15 protein-coding genes are annotated in these 16,558 nt (G+C 63.6%); 3 read left to right on the top strand and 12 right to left on the bottom strand.

Annotated features, from left to right (window positions below):
• The first annotated feature begins 120 nt into the window (after positions 1-120).
• Positions 121-483 (top strand): hypothetical protein, encoded by a 363-nt coding sequence (locus tag PWP93_RS30445; RefSeq protein ID WP_421047327.1) that lies wholly within the window; start codon positions 121-123, stop codon positions 481-483.
• 95 nt (positions 484-578) lie between these two features.
• On the opposite strand, the gene PWP93_RS30440 is transcribed toward PWP93_RS30445, so the two are convergent.
• The 12 genes from PWP93_RS30440 to catA form a co-directional block, all read right to left on the bottom strand.
• Positions 579-1,583, bottom strand: coding sequence for a porin (locus tag PWP93_RS30440; protein WP_421047326.1), 1,005 nt, complete (start codon positions 1,581-1,583; stop codon positions 579-581).
• An 81-nt stretch (positions 1,584-1,664) separates the two neighbouring features.
• Positions 1,665-4,235, bottom strand: a complete 2,571-nt coding sequence (locus PWP93_RS30435; RefSeq protein WP_421047325.1) for a glucose/quinate/shikimate family membrane-bound PQQ-dependent dehydrogenase — start codon at positions 4,233-4,235, stop codon at positions 1,665-1,667.
• Between the two features lie 51 nt (positions 4,236-4,286).
• Complete coding sequence (locus PWP93_RS30430; protein WP_421047324.1) at positions 4,287-5,393, bottom strand: porin; 1,107 nt, start codon at positions 5,391-5,393, stop codon at positions 4,287-4,289.
• 210 nt (positions 5,394-5,603) lie between these two features.
• Positions 5,604-6,287 carry a trimeric intracellular cation channel family protein gene (locus tag PWP93_RS30425; protein ID WP_421028793.1) on the bottom strand — a complete coding sequence of 228 codons (684 nt, stop codon included), beginning with the start codon at positions 6,285-6,287 and terminating at the stop codon, positions 5,604-5,606.
• A gap of 32 nt (positions 6,288-6,319) precedes the next feature.
• Positions 6,320-7,618: a M20 family metallopeptidase gene (locus PWP93_RS30420; RefSeq protein WP_421047323.1), complete on the bottom strand. Its 1,299-nt coding sequence runs from the start codon at positions 7,616-7,618 to the stop codon at positions 6,320-6,322.
• A 13-nt stretch (positions 7,619-7,631) separates the two neighbouring features.
• Positions 7,632-8,084: a MarR family winged helix-turn-helix transcriptional regulator gene (locus PWP93_RS30415; protein ID WP_421028600.1), complete on the bottom strand. Its 453-nt coding sequence runs from the start codon at positions 8,082-8,084 to the stop codon at positions 7,632-7,634.
• A gap of 120 nt (positions 8,085-8,204) precedes the next feature.
• A complete protein-coding gene (locus PWP93_RS30410) occupies positions 8,205-9,410 on the bottom strand; it encodes a benzoate/H(+) symporter BenE family transporter (protein WP_421047322.1) in 1,206 nt (401 codons plus the stop codon).
• A gap of 3 nt (positions 9,411-9,413) precedes the next feature.
• Complete coding sequence (gene benD / locus PWP93_RS30405) at positions 9,414-10,190, bottom strand: benzoate diol dehydrogenase BenD (RefSeq protein WP_421047321.1); 777 nt, start codon at positions 10,188-10,190, stop codon at positions 9,414-9,416.
• A complete protein-coding gene (gene benC / locus PWP93_RS30400; protein WP_421028597.1) occupies positions 10,187-11,209 on the bottom strand; it encodes a benzoate 1,2-dioxygenase electron transfer component BenC in 1,023 nt (340 codons plus the stop codon). Before benC ends, benD begins: the two co-directional genes overlap by 4 nt.
• Before the next feature lie 54 nt (positions 11,210-11,263).
• A complete protein-coding gene (benB, locus tag PWP93_RS30395) occupies positions 11,264-11,752 on the bottom strand; it encodes a benzoate 1,2-dioxygenase small subunit (protein WP_421047320.1) in 489 nt (162 codons plus the stop codon).
• Positions 11,749-13,107 (bottom strand): Rieske 2Fe-2S domain-containing protein, encoded by a 1,359-nt coding sequence (locus PWP93_RS30390; RefSeq protein WP_421028595.1) that lies wholly within the window; start codon positions 13,105-13,107, stop codon positions 11,749-11,751. Before PWP93_RS30390 ends, benB begins: the two co-directional genes overlap by 4 nt.
• 128 nt (positions 13,108-13,235) lie before the next feature.
• Positions 13,236-14,171, bottom strand: a complete 936-nt coding sequence (catA, locus tag PWP93_RS30385) for a catechol 1,2-dioxygenase (RefSeq protein WP_421047319.1) — start codon at positions 14,169-14,171, stop codon at positions 13,236-13,238.
• A 191-nt stretch (positions 14,172-14,362) separates the two neighbouring features.
• Between catA and PWP93_RS30380 the strand changes: the two genes are divergently transcribed.
• Both PWP93_RS30380 and PWP93_RS30375 read left to right on the top strand, forming a co-directional pair.
• The gene (locus PWP93_RS30380; RefSeq protein ID WP_421047318.1) at positions 14,363-15,280 is read left to right on the top strand and encodes a LysR family transcriptional regulator; all 918 of its coding nucleotides are present in this window, start codon (positions 14,363-14,365) and stop codon (positions 15,278-15,280) included.
• A 136-nt stretch (positions 15,281-15,416) separates the two neighbouring features.
• Complete coding sequence (locus tag PWP93_RS30375; RefSeq protein WP_421028592.1) at positions 15,417-16,535, top strand: muconate/chloromuconate family cycloisomerase; 1,119 nt, start codon at positions 15,417-15,419, stop codon at positions 16,533-16,535.
• Positions 16,536-16,558: the final 23 nt, after the last annotated feature.

Genomic DNA, 16,558 nt, shown 5'->3' with positions numbered 1-16,558 from the left:
GACAATTAACGCCTGAAAATGACTGCATTTCGTTTAATGGATTCGTATACTCCCGGGGTAAAGTCGAATCTGCCGGAGCAGCTCCGCTGCCAGCGCTTCCCGGCTTTCAGGAGAGATGCGGTGGATTCGTTTAGCAATACGAGGCAATTGACGCTGCGCGCGATGATCGCGTGCGCAGCGCTATTGGCTCCGGTGCTTGCCCAGGCGCAGGACGTCGGCGCCACGGGCAGTGCGCTCAGCGGCGCGTTATTCAACGGCTCCAGCGTTTCGGTCAAGGCCACGCGCAACATCGTCGACAGCGCAAAGGTCGACAATCTCGCCATTCCCCAGCTCGATTCATCCGGAAAATCCAAGGCGCCGCCGCCGCGCGTGATGCCTTTCATCGACGGCGGCTATGGGCGCAGGCGGCCGGCAGTGGGCCTCGACTTCTCGTTCGAGCTGGGCGAGGCGTGCAACAGCCGGCCCGCATCATCACCGGTTTAGCCGATCCTGAACTTGTCGAAGTCGTCCTGCCAGGTCGAGCGCTGATTGCCACGGGCAGAAAGCGCAAAGCGCGCCGCAAATGCAAGGGCCGGCGCCTAGAACCGGTCGATCATCCCGAGCTGCACACCCCGCACCGTCGCACCCGGCCACGATGGCGGAAGACCGGTGACGCTCACGCCACGCAACGTCATTTCGCCCTGCCCGTGATTGCGCAGCCAACCAGCGCTCGCGTAAAGCAATACGCGCGCCGAGACGTCGTACTCGCAAGCCGCGCTGAACTGGTCGGCGTCATTGTCGCCGCCGGAGCGGTCGCGCATAAACGTGTAGCCCAGCGCAGCGCGAAAACGCGCGCTCACCGCATAGCGCGCCGATATCGACACGCCATCGTTGTGATAGCGCGGCGTGCCGCCATCGCCGTTGAAGAACGAAACAAAACCCGTGATCGGGCCGTATACATACGAAACGCCGCCCAGATTCGCACGCAGCGCGCCATTGCCATGCGTTTGCTGGTGCGCGTATGAAATGCGCAATGGGCCGTTGCGATACGCAAAGGTTTCGATGTTTCCCGCGATGCCGTTGCCATCGTCATCGCTCGCATTGCGCAGCGCGATCATCAGCGTCGTCGAGAAGCCGTGGAATTCGGGCGAAAGCCAGGTGATGGCGTTGCTCTCGTACGGCGTGATCTTCGAGAGATTGTTGAGCCCCGAGGCGATGGTGCCCGCGCCGAACGCATCGAGCCCGCCCTTGAATGGAATGTAGATGGGTGAGTACTGGCGGCCCACGCGCAGCGTGCCGTACGGCGTGCCCAGGCCGATCCATGCCTGGCGGTTGAAGATCGTGTTATTCACCGCGAACGTGCCGTCGTTCGAGCCGAAGCCGTTCTCCAGGGCGAACAGAATCCGCACACCGTTGCCGATGTCCTCGGCGCCGCGCAGGCCCATGCGCGAACCGCGATACGCGCCCGAGTCCATGCGCGCGACGTAGCCCGCGCCAGGGTTGGTGACTTCGATGCTCGTGTCGAGCAAGCCGTAGAGCGTGACGGTGCTTTGGGCATGCGCGTCACGCGGGTGCGCCGCCAGCACAAAGAGCACGAAGAGCAAGACGAGCGCGCCTGGCGGCGCGCTCCGCTCGCAAAAGCGGGCGCGAAGCCGCACACAAAACCACACACAAAGCCGCACGCGTTACTGCGGCAACGCGTAGGCGATCACGTAGTCGCCGAGCTTCGTGCCGAACGAGCCATGCCCGCCCGCCGCGATCACCACGTACTGCCGCCCGTTGACCGAATAGCTCATCGGCGTGGCCTGGCCGCCTGCCGGCAGACGGGCGCGCCAGATCTCCTTGCCGGTGTTCACGTCGAACCCGCGGATATAGTTGTCCGCCGTCGCGCCGATGAAGGCCACGCCGCCCGCCGTGACGATCGGGCCGCCCAGCATCGGCATGCCCATCTTGAACGGCAGCGGAACAGGCGAGCTGTCACGCACCGTGCCGATGCGCTTCTTCCACACGATCTCGTTAGTTTTCAAATCGATTGCGGCCATGTAGCCCCATGCCGGCTGCTTGCACGGCAGGCCGAACGGCGAGAGGAACGGGTTGAGCGTCACGCCGTAGGGCACGCCGTATTGCGGCTGGATGCCCGACTCCGTGCCGCTGCCCTTGGCGCCCGGCTCCGGCTCCATCGGGTTGCCCGGGCCGCGCGGGATCAGCCGCGAGACGAACGGCAGCGCGATCGGGTTGGCGATGGCGATCTGGCGGTCCGTATCGACGGCAATGCCGCCCCACTCGAACATCCCGAGGTTGCCCGGGAATACCAGCGTGCCTTGCAGCGAAGGCGGCGTGAAGGTGCCTTCGTAGCGCAGCTTGTGGAACATGACGCGGCACACGAGTTGGTCGTACATCGTCGCGCCCCACATGTCGGCGTCGGTGAGCAGCTTCTTCGGACGGAACGTGAGCGCGGAGAACGGTTGCGTCGGCGCGACGTGGTCGCCCGGCGCCGCGCCTTGCGGCACCGGCATTTCGGGCGCCGGCACGACGGTCTGGCCGGTGCGGCGGTCGAGCACGAACAGGTTGCCCGTCTTCGCAGGGCCGTACACCACCGGCACGGTCTTGCCGTCCTTGTCGGCGATGTCGGCGAGCGTGGGCTGCGAGGGCATGTCCATGTCCCACAGGTCGTGGTGCGCGGTCTGGTAAAACCAGGCGAGCTTGCCTGTGGACGCGTGCAGCGCCAGGATGCCGCTCGCGTAGCGCTCCATCAGCGGCGTGCGGTCGCCGCCCCAGATGTCCGGCGTCTTCACGCCCATCGGAAGATAGACGATGTCGAGCTTCGCGTCGTAGGCGGCGGGCGCCCACGAGTTCGGCGAATTCCACGTGTAATGCTCGCCCGGGCCTGGAATCTTGTTCGGACTCTCCGCGCCCGTGTCGAACACCCAGAGCAGCTCGCCCGTGCGTACGTCGAAGCCGCGGATCACGCCCGACGGTTCGCGGTTCGAGAAGTTGTCCTCCACCGCGCCCGCCATCACGATCACCTTGTTCGTGACGACCGGCGGCGAGGTGGGCTCGTACATGCCCGGCGTATTGACCGGCATCGCATGCTGCAGGTCGAGCTCGCCGTTGTTGCCGAAGCCCGCGCAGCGCTCGCCGGTGATCGCATCGAGGGCATAGAGGTGGCCGTCGTTCACGGGCAGCAGGATGCGGCGCGTGCAGGCGCCGTTCGCCGATGCGGTGGTCGCTGGCGCGGCCGGTGCGGCATCGCTCGCCGGCGCGGCAGCTTGACTGGCCGATGCGCCTGCGTCGCTGGCGGGCGCAGCGCCCTGCGTCGACGAAGCGGCTATGGCGTCCGATGCCGCGGCTTGCGCGGACGAAGCGCCGGCTGCAACGTCGCTCGCGGCGGCGGCGGGCGTCGTTGCCGCGTTCGCCGCATTCGCCGCGAGATCGATATACGACACGCCGCGGCAAGTCACATGCTGGAAGGACGGATCGGCCTGCAGCTTCGGATCGAATTTCCACTTGAGCTCGCCCGTCTGCGCGTCGAGCACGAAAAGCTTCTGGTGCGGCGAGCACAGATAGAGCAGCTTGCCGATCTTCAGCGGCGTGACCTCATTGGTGATCTCGACCGGATCGTTCGGGCCTTTCATGTCGCCCGTGCGGAAGGTCCAGGCCACCCGCAGGTTCTTCACGTTTTCCGGCGTGATCTGTTGCAGCGGCGAATAGCGCGTGCCTTCCTGAGTGCGACCGTAGGCGGGCCAGTCGGCAGGATCGATGCCGTCGGGATTCGCAGCAGGCGTCGTACCCGCCGATGCGCCGAACGAACCGTTGATCGTCTGCGGATCGTTGAAGCACGCGTAGACCAGCACGCCCGCCCAGATCACGAGCGCGGCGACGAGCGTGCTCACGCCCAGCTTCTTCGCGCCTTCGAGCCGCCAGCTCACGAGCAGCAGGAGCCACACGCCAAAGACGACCAGCACGCCAGAGCGCGGCGCGAGCGCCCAGAAGTCGGGCCCCGACTCCCAGAGCGACCAGATTGCCGTGCCCACCAGCACGAGCGCATAGAGCGCGAGCGCGGCGGGACTGCGCCGGTGCAGCAGCCACGTCACGCCGAGCAGCACGACGCCGGTCACGACGTAGTACGGGGAGCCGCCGAGCGAAAGCAGCCATGCGCCGCCCGCCAGCAGATAGAGCGCCGTAAGCGCGATGAAAACTAGCGTAATGCCGCCGATGAACCCCGGCGACGTCGACGATGCAGCTTGCCTGGACATGATGGTCTCAACCTCCGTTTGAGGGCGCCGCTTTCACCGCTCTAGATCAGATCAGAATACGTGCATCATGCCGATGTACGCGCCAGTCTGCGACTCGCCGGCCATCGGGCTCGTGGGCGAACCCGAATCGCGCGGCGTGGCGAACACCGAGAAGGTCCCGTTCTTGCTGTTATCCACGTACGCAACGGTGCCGTAAAGGAAGGTGCGCGCGCTCAGGTTGTAAGTGGTCCCGAGCGCATAGAGCATGGCATGGCTCGACGGATCGTGCGCAGCGTCGCCACCGCCCTCGCCCACGTGAATATAGAAACCCGCCGCCGTCATGGCCCAGCGCGGCGTAGCCTGGTAGGTCGCGCCCAACCAGTAGTGGTCGGCGCTATGCGCCACGCCCACGGGCGAGTCGGGCGCGGAATAGTGCGTGTAGGCAGCCTGAATCTTGAACTTCTGCACGCGCAGATTGCCGCCCGCGAAATACTCGCGCGAGGCCGTGAAGATGTTTGAAAGGCGGCCGTTCTGATCGCGCAGCTCGTCGTAGATGCCGCGCACGTCGAAGAGCGACGAGTGATACGTGAGCATGATGCCGTCCGAGCGGCCGAACTCGCCCGGCGCGCCGCTGTTCCATGCGCCCGGCTGATTACCGAACGCATATTGCCCCTGCACGTCGAAGCCATGCCAGACCGGGCTGTGATATTCGACGTTGTTGCTGGTCTGCTGCCAGTTGCGGCCGCGCACGAGCGAAGCCGACGACACCGCCTGCTGCACGAACGGATCGAATTCCCATACGCCATCGCTGTCGATGAAGAGATTGCGGCCCGCCTGCAACTGGCCCCACGTCTCGTTCTTCATGCCGACATAGGCGCGGCGCGAGAACAACCGGCCGCCCCCCGTGGTGCCGTTCATGATCTGCACGGCGGTTTCGAGGTCGAACAGCGCACGGGTGCCGCCGCCCAGATCCTCGCTGCCCTTGAGGCCGAACATGCTGGTGCCCCAATCTCCGCCTTCCGCGCTCCAGCGGGTCGAGCTGCCGCCCGTGCCGTTGGCGACATGGTTCAGGTATTCGATGCCACCGTCGACGCGGCCATAGAGCGTCACGCTCGATTGTGCCGAGGCAGCCGTGCTGGCTGCGAGCAGGACACACGCGCCCAGTTGCTTTTTTCCCATCTCAGCTCCCAGGTGGGTTTCTTGCTTCGCTTTTCCGTACCGCTGGGGATGCTTCACGCGGCGCCAGGGGCCAGGCATCGTTCGATGCACACTGATCCAACCGCACTGCGTCTGGAAAAATATAGCGCGTCATTGAAGCGAGTGCTTTCTCGCTGCACGCCGCCATCATGCGGGGCATGGACGGCCGCGCTTCATCGGCCCTTGAACACGCTATCGTTCGTTTTGGTGTTGCCGATCGTCGGCCGGATTGGTACGTGAATGCGTGTGCCTCGCGCCTTCACGCGCATGAAACACGGGCAGACGCCAGCCGAAATGCAGCGCCGCGAGCCGCAGCGCCACGCAGGCCGCAGTCGCGACCCATGGCGTCCAGGACGACGACCACTCGGCCGCATTGAGCCCGACCTGTAACGCCGCCCCCAGGAGCGCAGCCGACGCATAGATCTCGCGCTCCAGAATCGCGGGAACGCGCGAAAGCAGAATGTCACGCAGCACGCCGCCGCCCACCGCGCTCACCATGCCGAGCAGGATCGCGGTCTCTGCACTGTTGGTCCAGATCCACGCCTTCTGCGCACCCGACACCGCGAACAGTCCCAGCCCGATCGCATCGAAAAACAGCACCGGATGGCGCAGCCGCCGCACTTTCGGATAAGCGGCAATAGTGAGCGCCGCCGCGAGCAGGGACACCGCCAGATACGCCCAGTTGGACAGCCCCGCGGGCGGAATCGCGCCGATGCTCACATCGCGCACGATGCCGCCGCCGCACGCCACCATGAAGGTCACGACGATGATGCCGAACAGATCGAGCCGCCGCTGCCGCGCGGCCACGGCGCCCGAGATCGCGAATGCAAAGGTGCCGACCAGATCGAGGACCGTGTACGCCGTATGGGCGTTCATATGCGCGCTGACGTGCGCACCCAGTGCTGCGCTCACGCTGCCTCGCTTTCCTGTCCGGTTGTGCACTCGCGCTGATTCTCGTAGCCAAGCCACGCGCCGGCGGCGCAAAGCATGGCTTCGACGCCCGCACGCAGCGTCGTGTCGATAACCGGCGCGAACAAGGGCGAGTGATTGCTCGGAATCTCGTTGATCTTCTTTGCCGCTTTGGCCTTCGCGTAAATCTCGGGATCGGTGCCGCCGACGAACCAGAACGCGTATGGCACGCCCCATTCGCGGCCAAACACGCTGAAGTCCTCGCTGGCGGCTGCAGGCTGCGTTTCGTAGGCGCGCTCGCCAAAATGCGCCTCGAATGCCGTGCGCAGGCGCGCGGTGGTGGCGTCGTCGTTCACGGTAAGCGGGAGGGTCGAGATCGTGGTGAACTCAGGTTCGCGCGGCGCATTGGAAGCTGCACATTCCGCGCAGCAAATGCGCCGGATCGCGCCGAGCATGTACTCGCGCACGTCCTCGTCGTAGGTGCGCACATTGAGCTTGAGCGTGGCATCGTCGGGAATGATGTTTTCCTTCGTGCCCGCCTGCAATGAGCCGACGGTGAGCACGGCGCGATCACTCGGCGCGATCTCGCGCGAAACGATGGTCTGCAGGCGCAGCGTGGTAGAGGCCGCCATGATCACCGGATCGATCGACGTCTGCGGCTGCGAGCCGTGCGAACCGCGGCCGAAGAGCTTTACCTTGATGCTGTCGCCGGCCGAGAGAATCGTGCCGCTGCGATACCCGACCGTGCCCGCCGAGCCCACCATCACGTGCTGGCCGAGGATGACGTCGGGCTTCGGAAAGCGCGCGATCATGCCGTCGTCGACCATGCTGCGCGCGCCGCGGCCCACCTCCTCGCCGGGCTGGAACACCGCCATGAGCGTGCCGCGCCAGGCGTCGCGATGCACCGCCATCAAACGCGCGGCGCCCAGCAACCAGGTCACGTGCATGTCATGGCCGCAAGCGTGCGCGACACCCACCTGCACGCCGTCCTCGTCCTTCACGGTGACCTTGCTCGCATAGGGCAAACCCGTGGACTCGGTCACCGGCAACGCGTCCATGTCGGCGCGCAGCATCACCACCGGGCCCTCGCCGTTGCGCAGCAGCGCCACCACGCCGGTCACGCCGACTTCGCGCGTGACTTCGAAGCCGAGCTTTTCCACGTAATCGGCCACGATTTGCGCAGTGCGGAACTCCTGCATCGAGAGTTCCGGATGCGCGTGCAGGTCCTTGTAGATCGACTCAAGCTCGGGCAAAAGCGCGTCGATGTCGGGTGCGAACGATGAAGCCAGATTGTGCATGAGTCACTCCTGGTCAGGTTGCGCCGCTGGCGTTCACCAGCAGGCTATCTGAAAGTTTTTCCAGCAGGCGGTCAAGTATCTTGCGCTCGCCAAGCGTGAGTGCGGCCGAGAGCTCGGCTTCGAGCGCGGCGCCCGCCTTCGCGGAGGCCCTCGCCACCTTGACGCCTTCGGGCGTGCCGCTCAGTGCGACGCTGCGGCGGTCCTGAGCATGCGTATCGCGGACGATCAGGCCGCGCCCCTCCAGTTCGGCCAACGTCTTGGAGAGCAGGGTTTTTTCGATCAAGGCGCGCTGCGAAACGGCTTTGGGCGTGATGCCGGCCTCGCCGCAAACGAGCCGCAGCACGCGCAGCGCGCGCACGTCGAGACCCCAGCGCTCGCGGTAGACGGCGTTGGCGCGCTCGATCAGCAGCGCGCTCGCGAGGTCGAGCCTGAAGGTGAGAAAACCGGAATAGAGTCCTGTGGACAAGCGCGTACTCCCGTGGCGTGCACCGGCAAGACCGGCGACGCATGGGAGTATAGTTATTTAGTTGAAAATTTCAACTAGATTCCTGCAAATGACGCGTCGCCGCGCGTGTGGCCGCCCGGTTCATTTTTGAATCACGCTCATGCGGGGTTGGCGCACAGACTTCCATCGCAGCAACGCGTGCGCCGCGAGACCGAACAGCAGCCCCCAAAAAGCCGCACCCAAACCGAACAGCGACATGCCCGATGCCGAAACAATAAATGTGACCAATGCGGCGTCGCGATCGCCGACATCGGTCATCGATGCGGCCAACGCGCTTGCGACAGTCGGGAACAGCGCAAGCCCCGCGAGCGCGGCGATCAACTCCTTCGGCAGCATGGCAAACAACGAGAGCACTGTCGCGGCGATGGCGCCAAGCACGATATACAGCATACCGCCCGATACCCCGGCGACATAGCGTTTGCCCGGATCTTCATGCGCCTCGTGGCCGGTGCAAATGGCCGCCGTGATTGCGGCCAGATTCAGGCCATGGCACCCGAACGGCGCGAGCAAAGCGGAAGCCGCCGACGACCATGCTATGACCGGCCCGGCGCTGGGCCGCGTGTAGCCCGCGTTGCGCATCACCGCCATGCCCGGCACCCACTGTCCCGTGAGCGCCACCACCACCAGCGGCAACGAGATGTTGACGATGGCCTGCCAGTCCAAACGCGGCGTGGTCCAGACCGGGCTGGTGAGCTGCATCGGCGGTACGTGGCCGACGAGCTTTCCGAGCGCGACCGAGATCAACGCACCGACCACGAGCACGCCTGCCACGGCATAGCGCGGGAACGCGCGACGGCCTATAAAGAACGCAATGAACATCGAGCCGACCAGTACCGGCTGCGCGGGCAACACGACAAACAGCTTCGATGTGAAGCCGAACAGAATACCCGCGAGCATCGCTGCGGAAATGCCCGCCGGCAACCTCGAAACGATCTTGTCGAACGTTCCGGTGACGCCCACGAGACAAATGACGAGGCTTGCCGCGAGATACGCACCGACTGCCGCCGCATAATCGACCGTGGGCAGCAGCGAAATCAGCAGCGCCGAGCCCGGCGCCGACCACGCGATGACCACCGGCACCTTGTAGCGCAACGACAGCACGATGCCGAGCACGCCGGAGCCCACCGCGATCGTCCACACCCATGATTCAAGCAGCGCATGGGGCAAGCCTTGCGCCGCCTGGAACACGATGACGAGCGGCCCGGCGAACGAGATCAGCGTGGCGATGCATCCGGCGAGCACGGCAGGCAGCGAGCAATCCTTGATCAACTGGCGCATGGCGTTCATGTGTCAGCCGTTGTCTCCGCCCGCGACCGGCAGCACGGTGCCTGTGATATAGCTGGCCTCGTCCGACGCCAGAAAGAGGATCGGCGCGATTTGTTCGTCGAGTGTGCCGTAGCGCTTGAAGAACGTCGATTCGGTGACCTGCTGCACCGCTTCGTTCATCCACGCTTTTTCCTGCTCGCTATCTCCGGCCGCATTGCGCGCAACGCGGCGTGCGGGCGCGCTAGTGCCGCCCGGGGCGCTCGCGACCACGCGAATATTGTGCTCGCCGTATTCCATGGCCAGCGCCTGGGTTAGCGTGTTGACGCCGCCCTTGGCCGCCGAATACGGCACGCGGCGAATACCGCGCGTGGCGTTCGACGAAACGTTGACGATGGTTCCGCCACCCCGCGCGAGCAAATGCGGCAGCACCGCATGGCACGCATACAGCGTGGGCATCAGCGAGCGGCGAATTTCCGCGTCGATCTGTGCCGGTTCGAATTCGGCGAACGGACGCATGCGAATCGCGCCGCCCACGCCGTTGATCAAAATGTCGATGCCGCCGAACTTCTCGGCAGCGAACGCCATGGTCGCCCGCGCGCCTTCGTAGGTCTCCAGATCGGCGACGAATCCCGCGGTCTGCGCGCCTTCAGCCTCGGCGGCGACTTCAGAAACGAAATCGGCGCGATCGACGAACACCACCTTGCCGCCCTCGGCGGCCGCACGCAGCGCCACGCCCCGCCCGATGCCCTGCGCCGCGCCCGTGACGACGACGACCTTGCCTGTGAATCGTTGCATGTTCATGCCGCCTTCGCCGGTGCGTTGGGAGTGAACTTCTCGTATTGGAAGCTGTTCGGCTTCACGCCTTCGTCGTCGAAATACTTGCGCACCGCGTCGACCATCGGCGGCGGCCCGCACAGGTACACGTCGACATCGCCGTCGTTCAGTGCGTCGGCCGGAATGTGCTGCGTAACCCAGCCCTTGCGCGGATGATTCGATTCCGCTTCGGCCACGACAGTCGCAAAGCTGAAATTCGGCAGCTTCGCCATATACGCCTCGATCTCCTCCACCTGCACCAGATCGAGATCGCGTGTGACGCCGTAAATCAGATGCACCTTCTGCTGCGGATTCGTGCGCGCCAGCACTTCGAGCATCGAAAGGAACGGCGCGAGGCCCGTGCCGCCGGCCAGGAACAGCAACGGCCGCTGCAAGTCGCGCAAATAAAAACTGCCAAGCGGCCCGTGCAACTCGAGCTTTTCGCCGGGCTGAGCCGATTCCAGCCACGTGCTCATGACGCCGCCGGGAATCTTCTTGATCAGGAAGCTGATTTTCGCTTCGCCCGGCGCCGATGAAAACGAGTACGAGCGACGCTGTCCGCTGCCGGGAACGTCGATGTTCACGTACTGCCCTGGCAGGAACACCGGCGCGTTCGCATCCACATTCATTTCGAGCACCACGGCTGCATCGTTGTGCTGCTCGACCTTCGAGACGGTCGCGGCAAATTTGCCGTGCCCCGTCTTGCACGCGGAAGACGAGGTGGGAACCGCAATCACGCAATCGCTTTGCGGCACCATCTGGCAGGTCAGCACGAGACCGCCGTTCTTTTCCTCCTCGGTCAGCGCATCTTCGATGTAATCGTCGCCGAGATCGTAGCTGCCGCTCTCCGCGCGGCACTTGCAGGTACCGCACACGCCATCGGAGCAATCCATCGGCAGATTGATCTTCGCGCGAAAGGCAGCGTCGAGCACCTTCTCCCCCGCCTTACAGTCGATGAAACGGGTGACGCCGTCCTCGAAATTCAGTGCAACCTTGAAACTGGACATGGGAACCTCCTCCACTGCCTGTGATACTTGCCTCTGATGGCTTCTGGCTCGACGTCAAACGTGGTAGACGTCGAGAACCTGCCGGATATAGTCGTTCTTCAGCACGATCTTCTTGTATGCGATCAACAAGTCGTCGCCAGCCTTTCGCAACGTCACGAACATCGTGCCGAAGTATTGGTCATCCACCTTGTAGCGGTGGCTCAGCGTGTGAAAGTTGTAGCGCACGTCCACTTCGTTTTCGCGCTCGGCCAGCACTTCCACGTTCGTGACGTTGTGACTGGTGCGCGGCTCGGGCGTCGAAGCGCCGCTGCGCTCGGTCTTGATGCGAAACACGCGATCTTCGAGGCCGCCTTTATCGGGGTAATACATCAGCGAGATCTGGCTTTCGTGGTCGTCGGTCAACTGGTCGTCGTCGTCCCATGCGGGCATCCAGTAAGTGACATCGTCCGTATAGCAGGCGAGCCATTCGTCCCACTGGCGGTCGTCCAGGAGACGCGCTTCACGGTAGAGCGCTGCGCAAATTTTCCGGTAATCGAAGCTCATGCCCGTGCCCCTTGCTGTTCCTTCTTCAGTGCGTCACGCATCACGCGCACCCAGTATTCGTGCTGACACACGAACAATCCCTCGTCTTCGCTGCGCTCGCCCGAAATGAGCGGCTTCAGCCCCATCTTGCTGGCGTTTTCGTCGGGGCCTTCGACCCACAACGGCGCACCGCGCGACAGGTCGTTCCACATTGCCGTGATGCCGGCGTAACCGTTCTGGCACGCGCGGAACTCTTCCAGATCGTCGGCGGTCCCCATGCCGGAGACGTTGAAGAAGTCTTCGTACTGGCGAATGCGTGTCGCGCGGTCGGCGGCGCTTTCCCCCTTCGGCGCGAAGCAGAAAATGGAGACTTCGGTTTTATCCACGCTGATCGGCCGCACGACACGAATCTGCGTGCTGAACTGATCCATCAGGAACACATTCGGATACAGGCAGAGATTGCGCGTCTGATTGACGATGAAGTCCGCCTTCACCTCGCCCACGCGCGCCTTGATTTCGTCTCGCTGACGATAGACCGGCCGCACTTCGGGGTTCATCGTTTTCGTCCACAGCAAGATGTGCCCGTAGTCGAAGCCATAGACGCCGGCCACGGATTTGCTCCAGCTATTCGCGTCCACGGCTTGGGTGCCGTCTTCCTTGCGGCGCCCCATCGTGGCGGCGTAATTCCAGTGAACAGTGCTGACGTGGTAGCCGTCGCAGCCGTTCTCCATCTGCATCTTCCAGTTGCCTTCGTAGATGTACGAGGAGTTGCCGCGCAGCACTTCGAGACCTTCCGGAGCCTGGTCGACAATCTGGTCGATGATCACGCGGGCTTCACCGAGGTAGTCTTCGAGCGGCACGGCATCCGCATTGAGACTGCCGAACAGGAAGCCACGGTAGTTCTGGAAGCGCGCAACCTTCTTCAGATCGTGCGAGCCGTGCGTATTGAATTGCACGGGATATTCGGTGGTCTTTTCGTCCTTGACTTTCAGCAGCTTGCCGGTATTGGAAAAGGTCCAGCCGTGGAACGGGCAGGTGAAGCTGCCCTTGTTGCCGTGCTTGCGCCGGCACAGCATCGCACCCTTGTGCGCACAGGCATTGATGACGGCGTTCAATTCGCCAGTCTTGTCGCGTGTGATGACCACGGGCTGGCGGCCAATCCACGTGGTGTAGTAATCGTTGTTATTGGGAATCTGGCTTTCGTGCGCGAGATACACCCAGTTGTTCTCGAAGATGTGTTTCATCTCAAGTTCGAACAAATCGGCGTTGGTGAAGATATCGCGGCGGCAGCGGAAGATACCGGCCTCTTTGTCATCCTGCACCGCCGTGGCGAGCAGATGATCCAGTTCGTTAGCTTTGTCGATAATGGCGGACATGGTTCCTCTCCGTGGACGCGAACTGGCCCCTGCACAGAACTCGCGCATCGGTATCGAATGATTTTTGCGGGATCCCGCTATGGCAGCAGAATTAGCTGGCCACCGTCATAGCGGGATGTTGCGGGGTATTACGCCGTGACTGAAGCGCGCGGGCGATTGACGATCTGGTTGTCCTTGCCCTGCACCAGCGTGGTCAGTGCGAAGTTGAACTCGATGTCCTTGTACGTGTCAGCCTTCAGGCCCAATGCCGTACCGCCGGTTTTCTCGACGACGTGAGGAATCAGCTCCTCACGCGTGGCGTAGGCGAAGTCGTCCCAGATCAGCGGATCGCCTTCGATGTTGAACTGCGTCGTGAGCTTGCGATGACTGTCGCTGGTGACAAAGAAGTGCACGTGCGCGGGACGATTGCCGTGACGGGCAATTTCGTCTAGAAGCTGCTGCGTGGCGCCTTGCGGAGGGCAGCCGTAGCCCACCGGCATCAGCGTGCGGAATTCGTACTTGCCGTCGGCACCGGTCTTCACTGCGCCGCGCAGGTTGAAGTCGCTTTGTGCGCCGGTCGGGTCGAAGTGCGAATAAAAGCCCTTCGAATTAGCGTGCCAGCATTCCACCACCGCGCCGGCGAGCGGCTTTCCATCCGGACCGGTAACCGTGCCGTGAATGATGAGCGGGCCCGCGTCCGCGTCGGGATTGATGTCGATTTTCGACACGCCATCGCGCAGGGGCGCACCGGCCACATACAGCGGGCCTTCGATGGTGCGTGGCGTGCCGCCTTCGATGCCGGCAGCCTTGTCCGCTGCATCCATGCGGATGTCGAGATACTTCTCCAGGCCGAGCCCCGCCGCGAGGAGCGCAGCCTCGCCATCCTTGCCGAGCTTGTTCAGATAGTGAATGCCGGCCCAGACTTCATCGGGAGAAATGTCGAGATCGTCGATGGCTTTAAACAAATCGCCCAGCAAACGATTGAGAATCTGCTTGAAGCGGGGATTGCCGTTCGCGCCACCGAGGTTGGTGGCTGCTTTCAGCAGGTCTTGCACTTCCTGGGTGTCGAATACCTTCGCGCTCATGGCTACTGTCTCCACTTCTTTATCTCAGGGAAAATAACTCGGGCATTTCTCGCCGCTTCAATCGGACCGGAGTTTTCATGCTCCGAAGGTATAATGAATGGCGTCGAATGCTGTGAGAGAAGCATAGTTGGCAGGCAGTAGGCGCGTCCAACACTGAATTAGTATCAGGACCATATCCGGCAGGTATGAACATGGAGCTGAGACACCTGCGCTACTTCGTGGCCGTCGCCGAAGAGCGCAATTTCACGCGCGCCGCCCAGCGGCTGCATATTGCCCAGCCACCGCTTTCGCGGCAAATCCAGCAGCTCGAGGAAATGCTGGGCGTGCAACTTTTCGAGCGCGACTCGCGCCCGCTCAAGCTCACCGACACCGGCCGCTTCTTTTATCAGCATGCGGTGCAGCTACTCGCGCAGACGGCCGAGCTCGAGTCCATGACGCGGCGCGTGGGCAAGATCGAGCGCAGCCTTTCGGTGGGCTTCGTCGGCTCGACGCTTTACGGCATGCTGCCGAAAATCATCCGGCGCTATCGTCAGGAGAATGCCGCAGTCGAATTGAGCCTCATCGAAATGTCGACGACGGACCAGATCCAGGCGCTCAAGGAAGGCCGCATCGACGTCGGGTTCGGGCGCATTCGTCTGGAGGATCCGAGTATTCGCCGCGTGGTGCTGCGCGAGGAACGCCTGATCGTGGCGCTGCCGCTCGGGCATCCGCTCGTCGGTGCCAAACCCACGCTTTCGCTGCGCGAGCTCGTCAACGAGACCGTCATCATTTACCCGAAGCACCCGCGCCCCAGTTATGCCGACCAGGTGCTCGCGGCCTTTCACGACCGTGCGCTCGAACCGCAACACCTTTACGAGGCGCGCGAACTGCAGATCGCACTCGGACTCGTGGCGGCCGGCGAAGGCATTTCGATCGTGCCGAGCAGCGTCTACGGCCTCAAGCGCGATGACGTGTCGTACAAGGATCTCGACGATGCCAAGCTCACCTCGCCCATCATCATGAGCACGCGCATGCTCGATGAATCCGAGGATGTGCGCCGCATGCTCGAACTCATCTACGTGCTCTACGCAGAAGAGAAAATGGAGCACCTCGCACCGCCCGAGCGCTAAACCTGCTCGCCATTCAATGCGCATGCGCCGTCGGCGCCATACCTGGCAAGTATCGATTCAGACATTTTCGGTGTTGGACACATCGCCCGCACGGCCTGCATACTCGGTCCAACTCACTTGATCCAATCTGCCAGGTATGAACGCAACCATCAGCTCCATTGAAGCGATCCTCGTGGATCTGCCGACCATTCGCGCCCACCAGCTCGCGATGGCCACCATGCAGCAGCAAACGCTCGTGATCGTCCGATTGCGCTGCAGCGACGGCGTCGAAGGCATCGGCGAGGCGACCACGATCGGCGGCCTCTCGTATGGCGACGAAAGCCCCGAAGGCATCAAGCTCACTATCGACACCTATCTTGCACCCGCGCTCAAAGGTGTGGACGCAACCAATATTCACGCGGCCATGGCGCGGCTCGACAAGGTCGCACGCGGCAACCGTTTCGCGAAATGCGCACTGGAAACGGCGCTGCTCGATGCCCAGGGCAAGCGCCTTGGCGTTTCGCTCGCCACGCTGCTCGGCGGCGCGGTGCGCACCGCCCTGCCCACGCTGTGGACGCTTGCGAGCGGCGACACGCAGCGCGACATCGACGAAGCGGAGCGCTGGCTTGGCGAGCGCCGCCACGACACCTTCAAGCTCAAGATCGGCCGGCGCAGCGTGCGCGAAGACGTGGCGCACGTCTCAGCCATCAAGCGCGCGCTGGGCGACCGGGCGCGCGTGACCGTGGACGTCAACCAGGCCTGGAACGAAGCCGATGCGGCAACCGGCATCGCCATGCTCGAAGCCGCCGGCATCGACCTGATCGAGCAGCCGGTGCCGCGCGAGCAGCGCGCGGCGCTGGCGCGGCTTGCGGCGCGCTTCGTCGTACCGATCATGGCCGACGAAACGCTGATGGGCCCCGAAGATGCGCTCGACCTCGTGCGCGGGGCGTGCGCCGATGTGTTCGCGCTGAAGATCATGAAATCGGGCGGAATCTACGGCACGCTGCGCACGGCCGCCGTGGGCGACGCGGGCGGCATGGCGCTCTATGGCGGCACGATGCTCGAAGGCAGTGTGGGCACGCTCGCGGCGGCGCATTGCTTCGCGACGCTGCCAAGGCTCGCGTGGGGCACGGAATTGTTTGGGCCACTGCTCGTGAAGGACGATATCGTGGTCGAGCGGCCTGTGTATCGCGACTTCTGTCTGCATCTGCCGGAAGGCCCCGGGCTTGGCATCGCAATCGACGAAGACAAGCTCGCTCACTATCGCCGTAAATAATATTCACGTGTATTTTGGCTTCC

The sequence above is a fragment of the Paraburkholderia sp. A1RI-2L genome (genome assembly GCF_048957375.1).
In the GTDB taxonomy this organism is placed as follows: domain Bacteria; phylum Pseudomonadota; class Gammaproteobacteria; order Burkholderiales; family Burkholderiaceae; genus Paraburkholderia.
Note: the sequence above shows the minus strand (reverse complement) of the source record. Positions and strands in the feature narration are given on the sequence as shown.

Excerpts from the sequence above, each read along its gene's own strand:
- PWP93_RS30420 (WP_421047323.1), bottom strand. The coding sequence starts at position 7,618 with ATGCACAATCTGGCTTCATCGTTCGCACCCGACATCGACGCGCTTTTG.
- PWP93_RS30435 (WP_421047325.1), bottom strand. The coding sequence starts at position 4,235 with ATGTCCAGGCAAGCTGCATCGTCGACGTCGCCGGGGTTCATCGGCGGC.
- PWP93_RS30390 (WP_421028595.1), bottom strand. The coding sequence starts at position 13,107 with ATGTCCGCCATTATCGACAAAGCTAACGAACTGGATCATCTGCTCGCC.
- benD (WP_421047321.1), bottom strand. The coding sequence starts at position 10,190 with ATGAACATGCAACGATTCACAGGCAAGGTCGTCGTCGTCACGGGCGCG.
- benC (WP_421028597.1), bottom strand. The coding sequence starts at position 11,209 with ATGTCCAGTTTCAAGGTTGCACTGAATTTCGAGGACGGCGTCACCCGT.
- PWP93_RS30410 (WP_421047322.1), bottom strand. The coding sequence starts at position 9,410 with ATGAACGCCATGCGCCAGTTGATCAAGGATTGCTCGCTGCCTGCCGTG.
- PWP93_RS30380 (WP_421047318.1), top strand. The coding sequence starts at position 14,363 with ATGGAGCTGAGACACCTGCGCTACTTCGTGGCCGTCGCCGAAGAGCGC.
- PWP93_RS30430 (WP_421047324.1), bottom strand. The coding sequence starts at position 5,393 with ATGGGAAAAAAGCAACTGGGCGCGTGTGTCCTGCTCGCAGCCAGCACG.
- catA (WP_421047319.1), bottom strand. The coding sequence starts at position 14,171 with ATGAGCGCGAAGGTATTCGACACCCAGGAAGTGCAAGACCTGCTGAAA.
- benB (WP_421047320.1), bottom strand. The coding sequence starts at position 11,752 with ATGAGCTTCGATTACCGGAAAATTTGCGCAGCGCTCTACCGTGAAGCG.
- PWP93_RS30425 (WP_421028793.1), bottom strand. The coding sequence starts at position 6,287 with ATGAACGCCCATACGGCGTACACGGTCCTCGATCTGGTCGGCACCTTT.
- PWP93_RS30375 (WP_421028592.1), top strand. The coding sequence starts at position 15,417 with ATGAACGCAACCATCAGCTCCATTGAAGCGATCCTCGTGGATCTGCCG.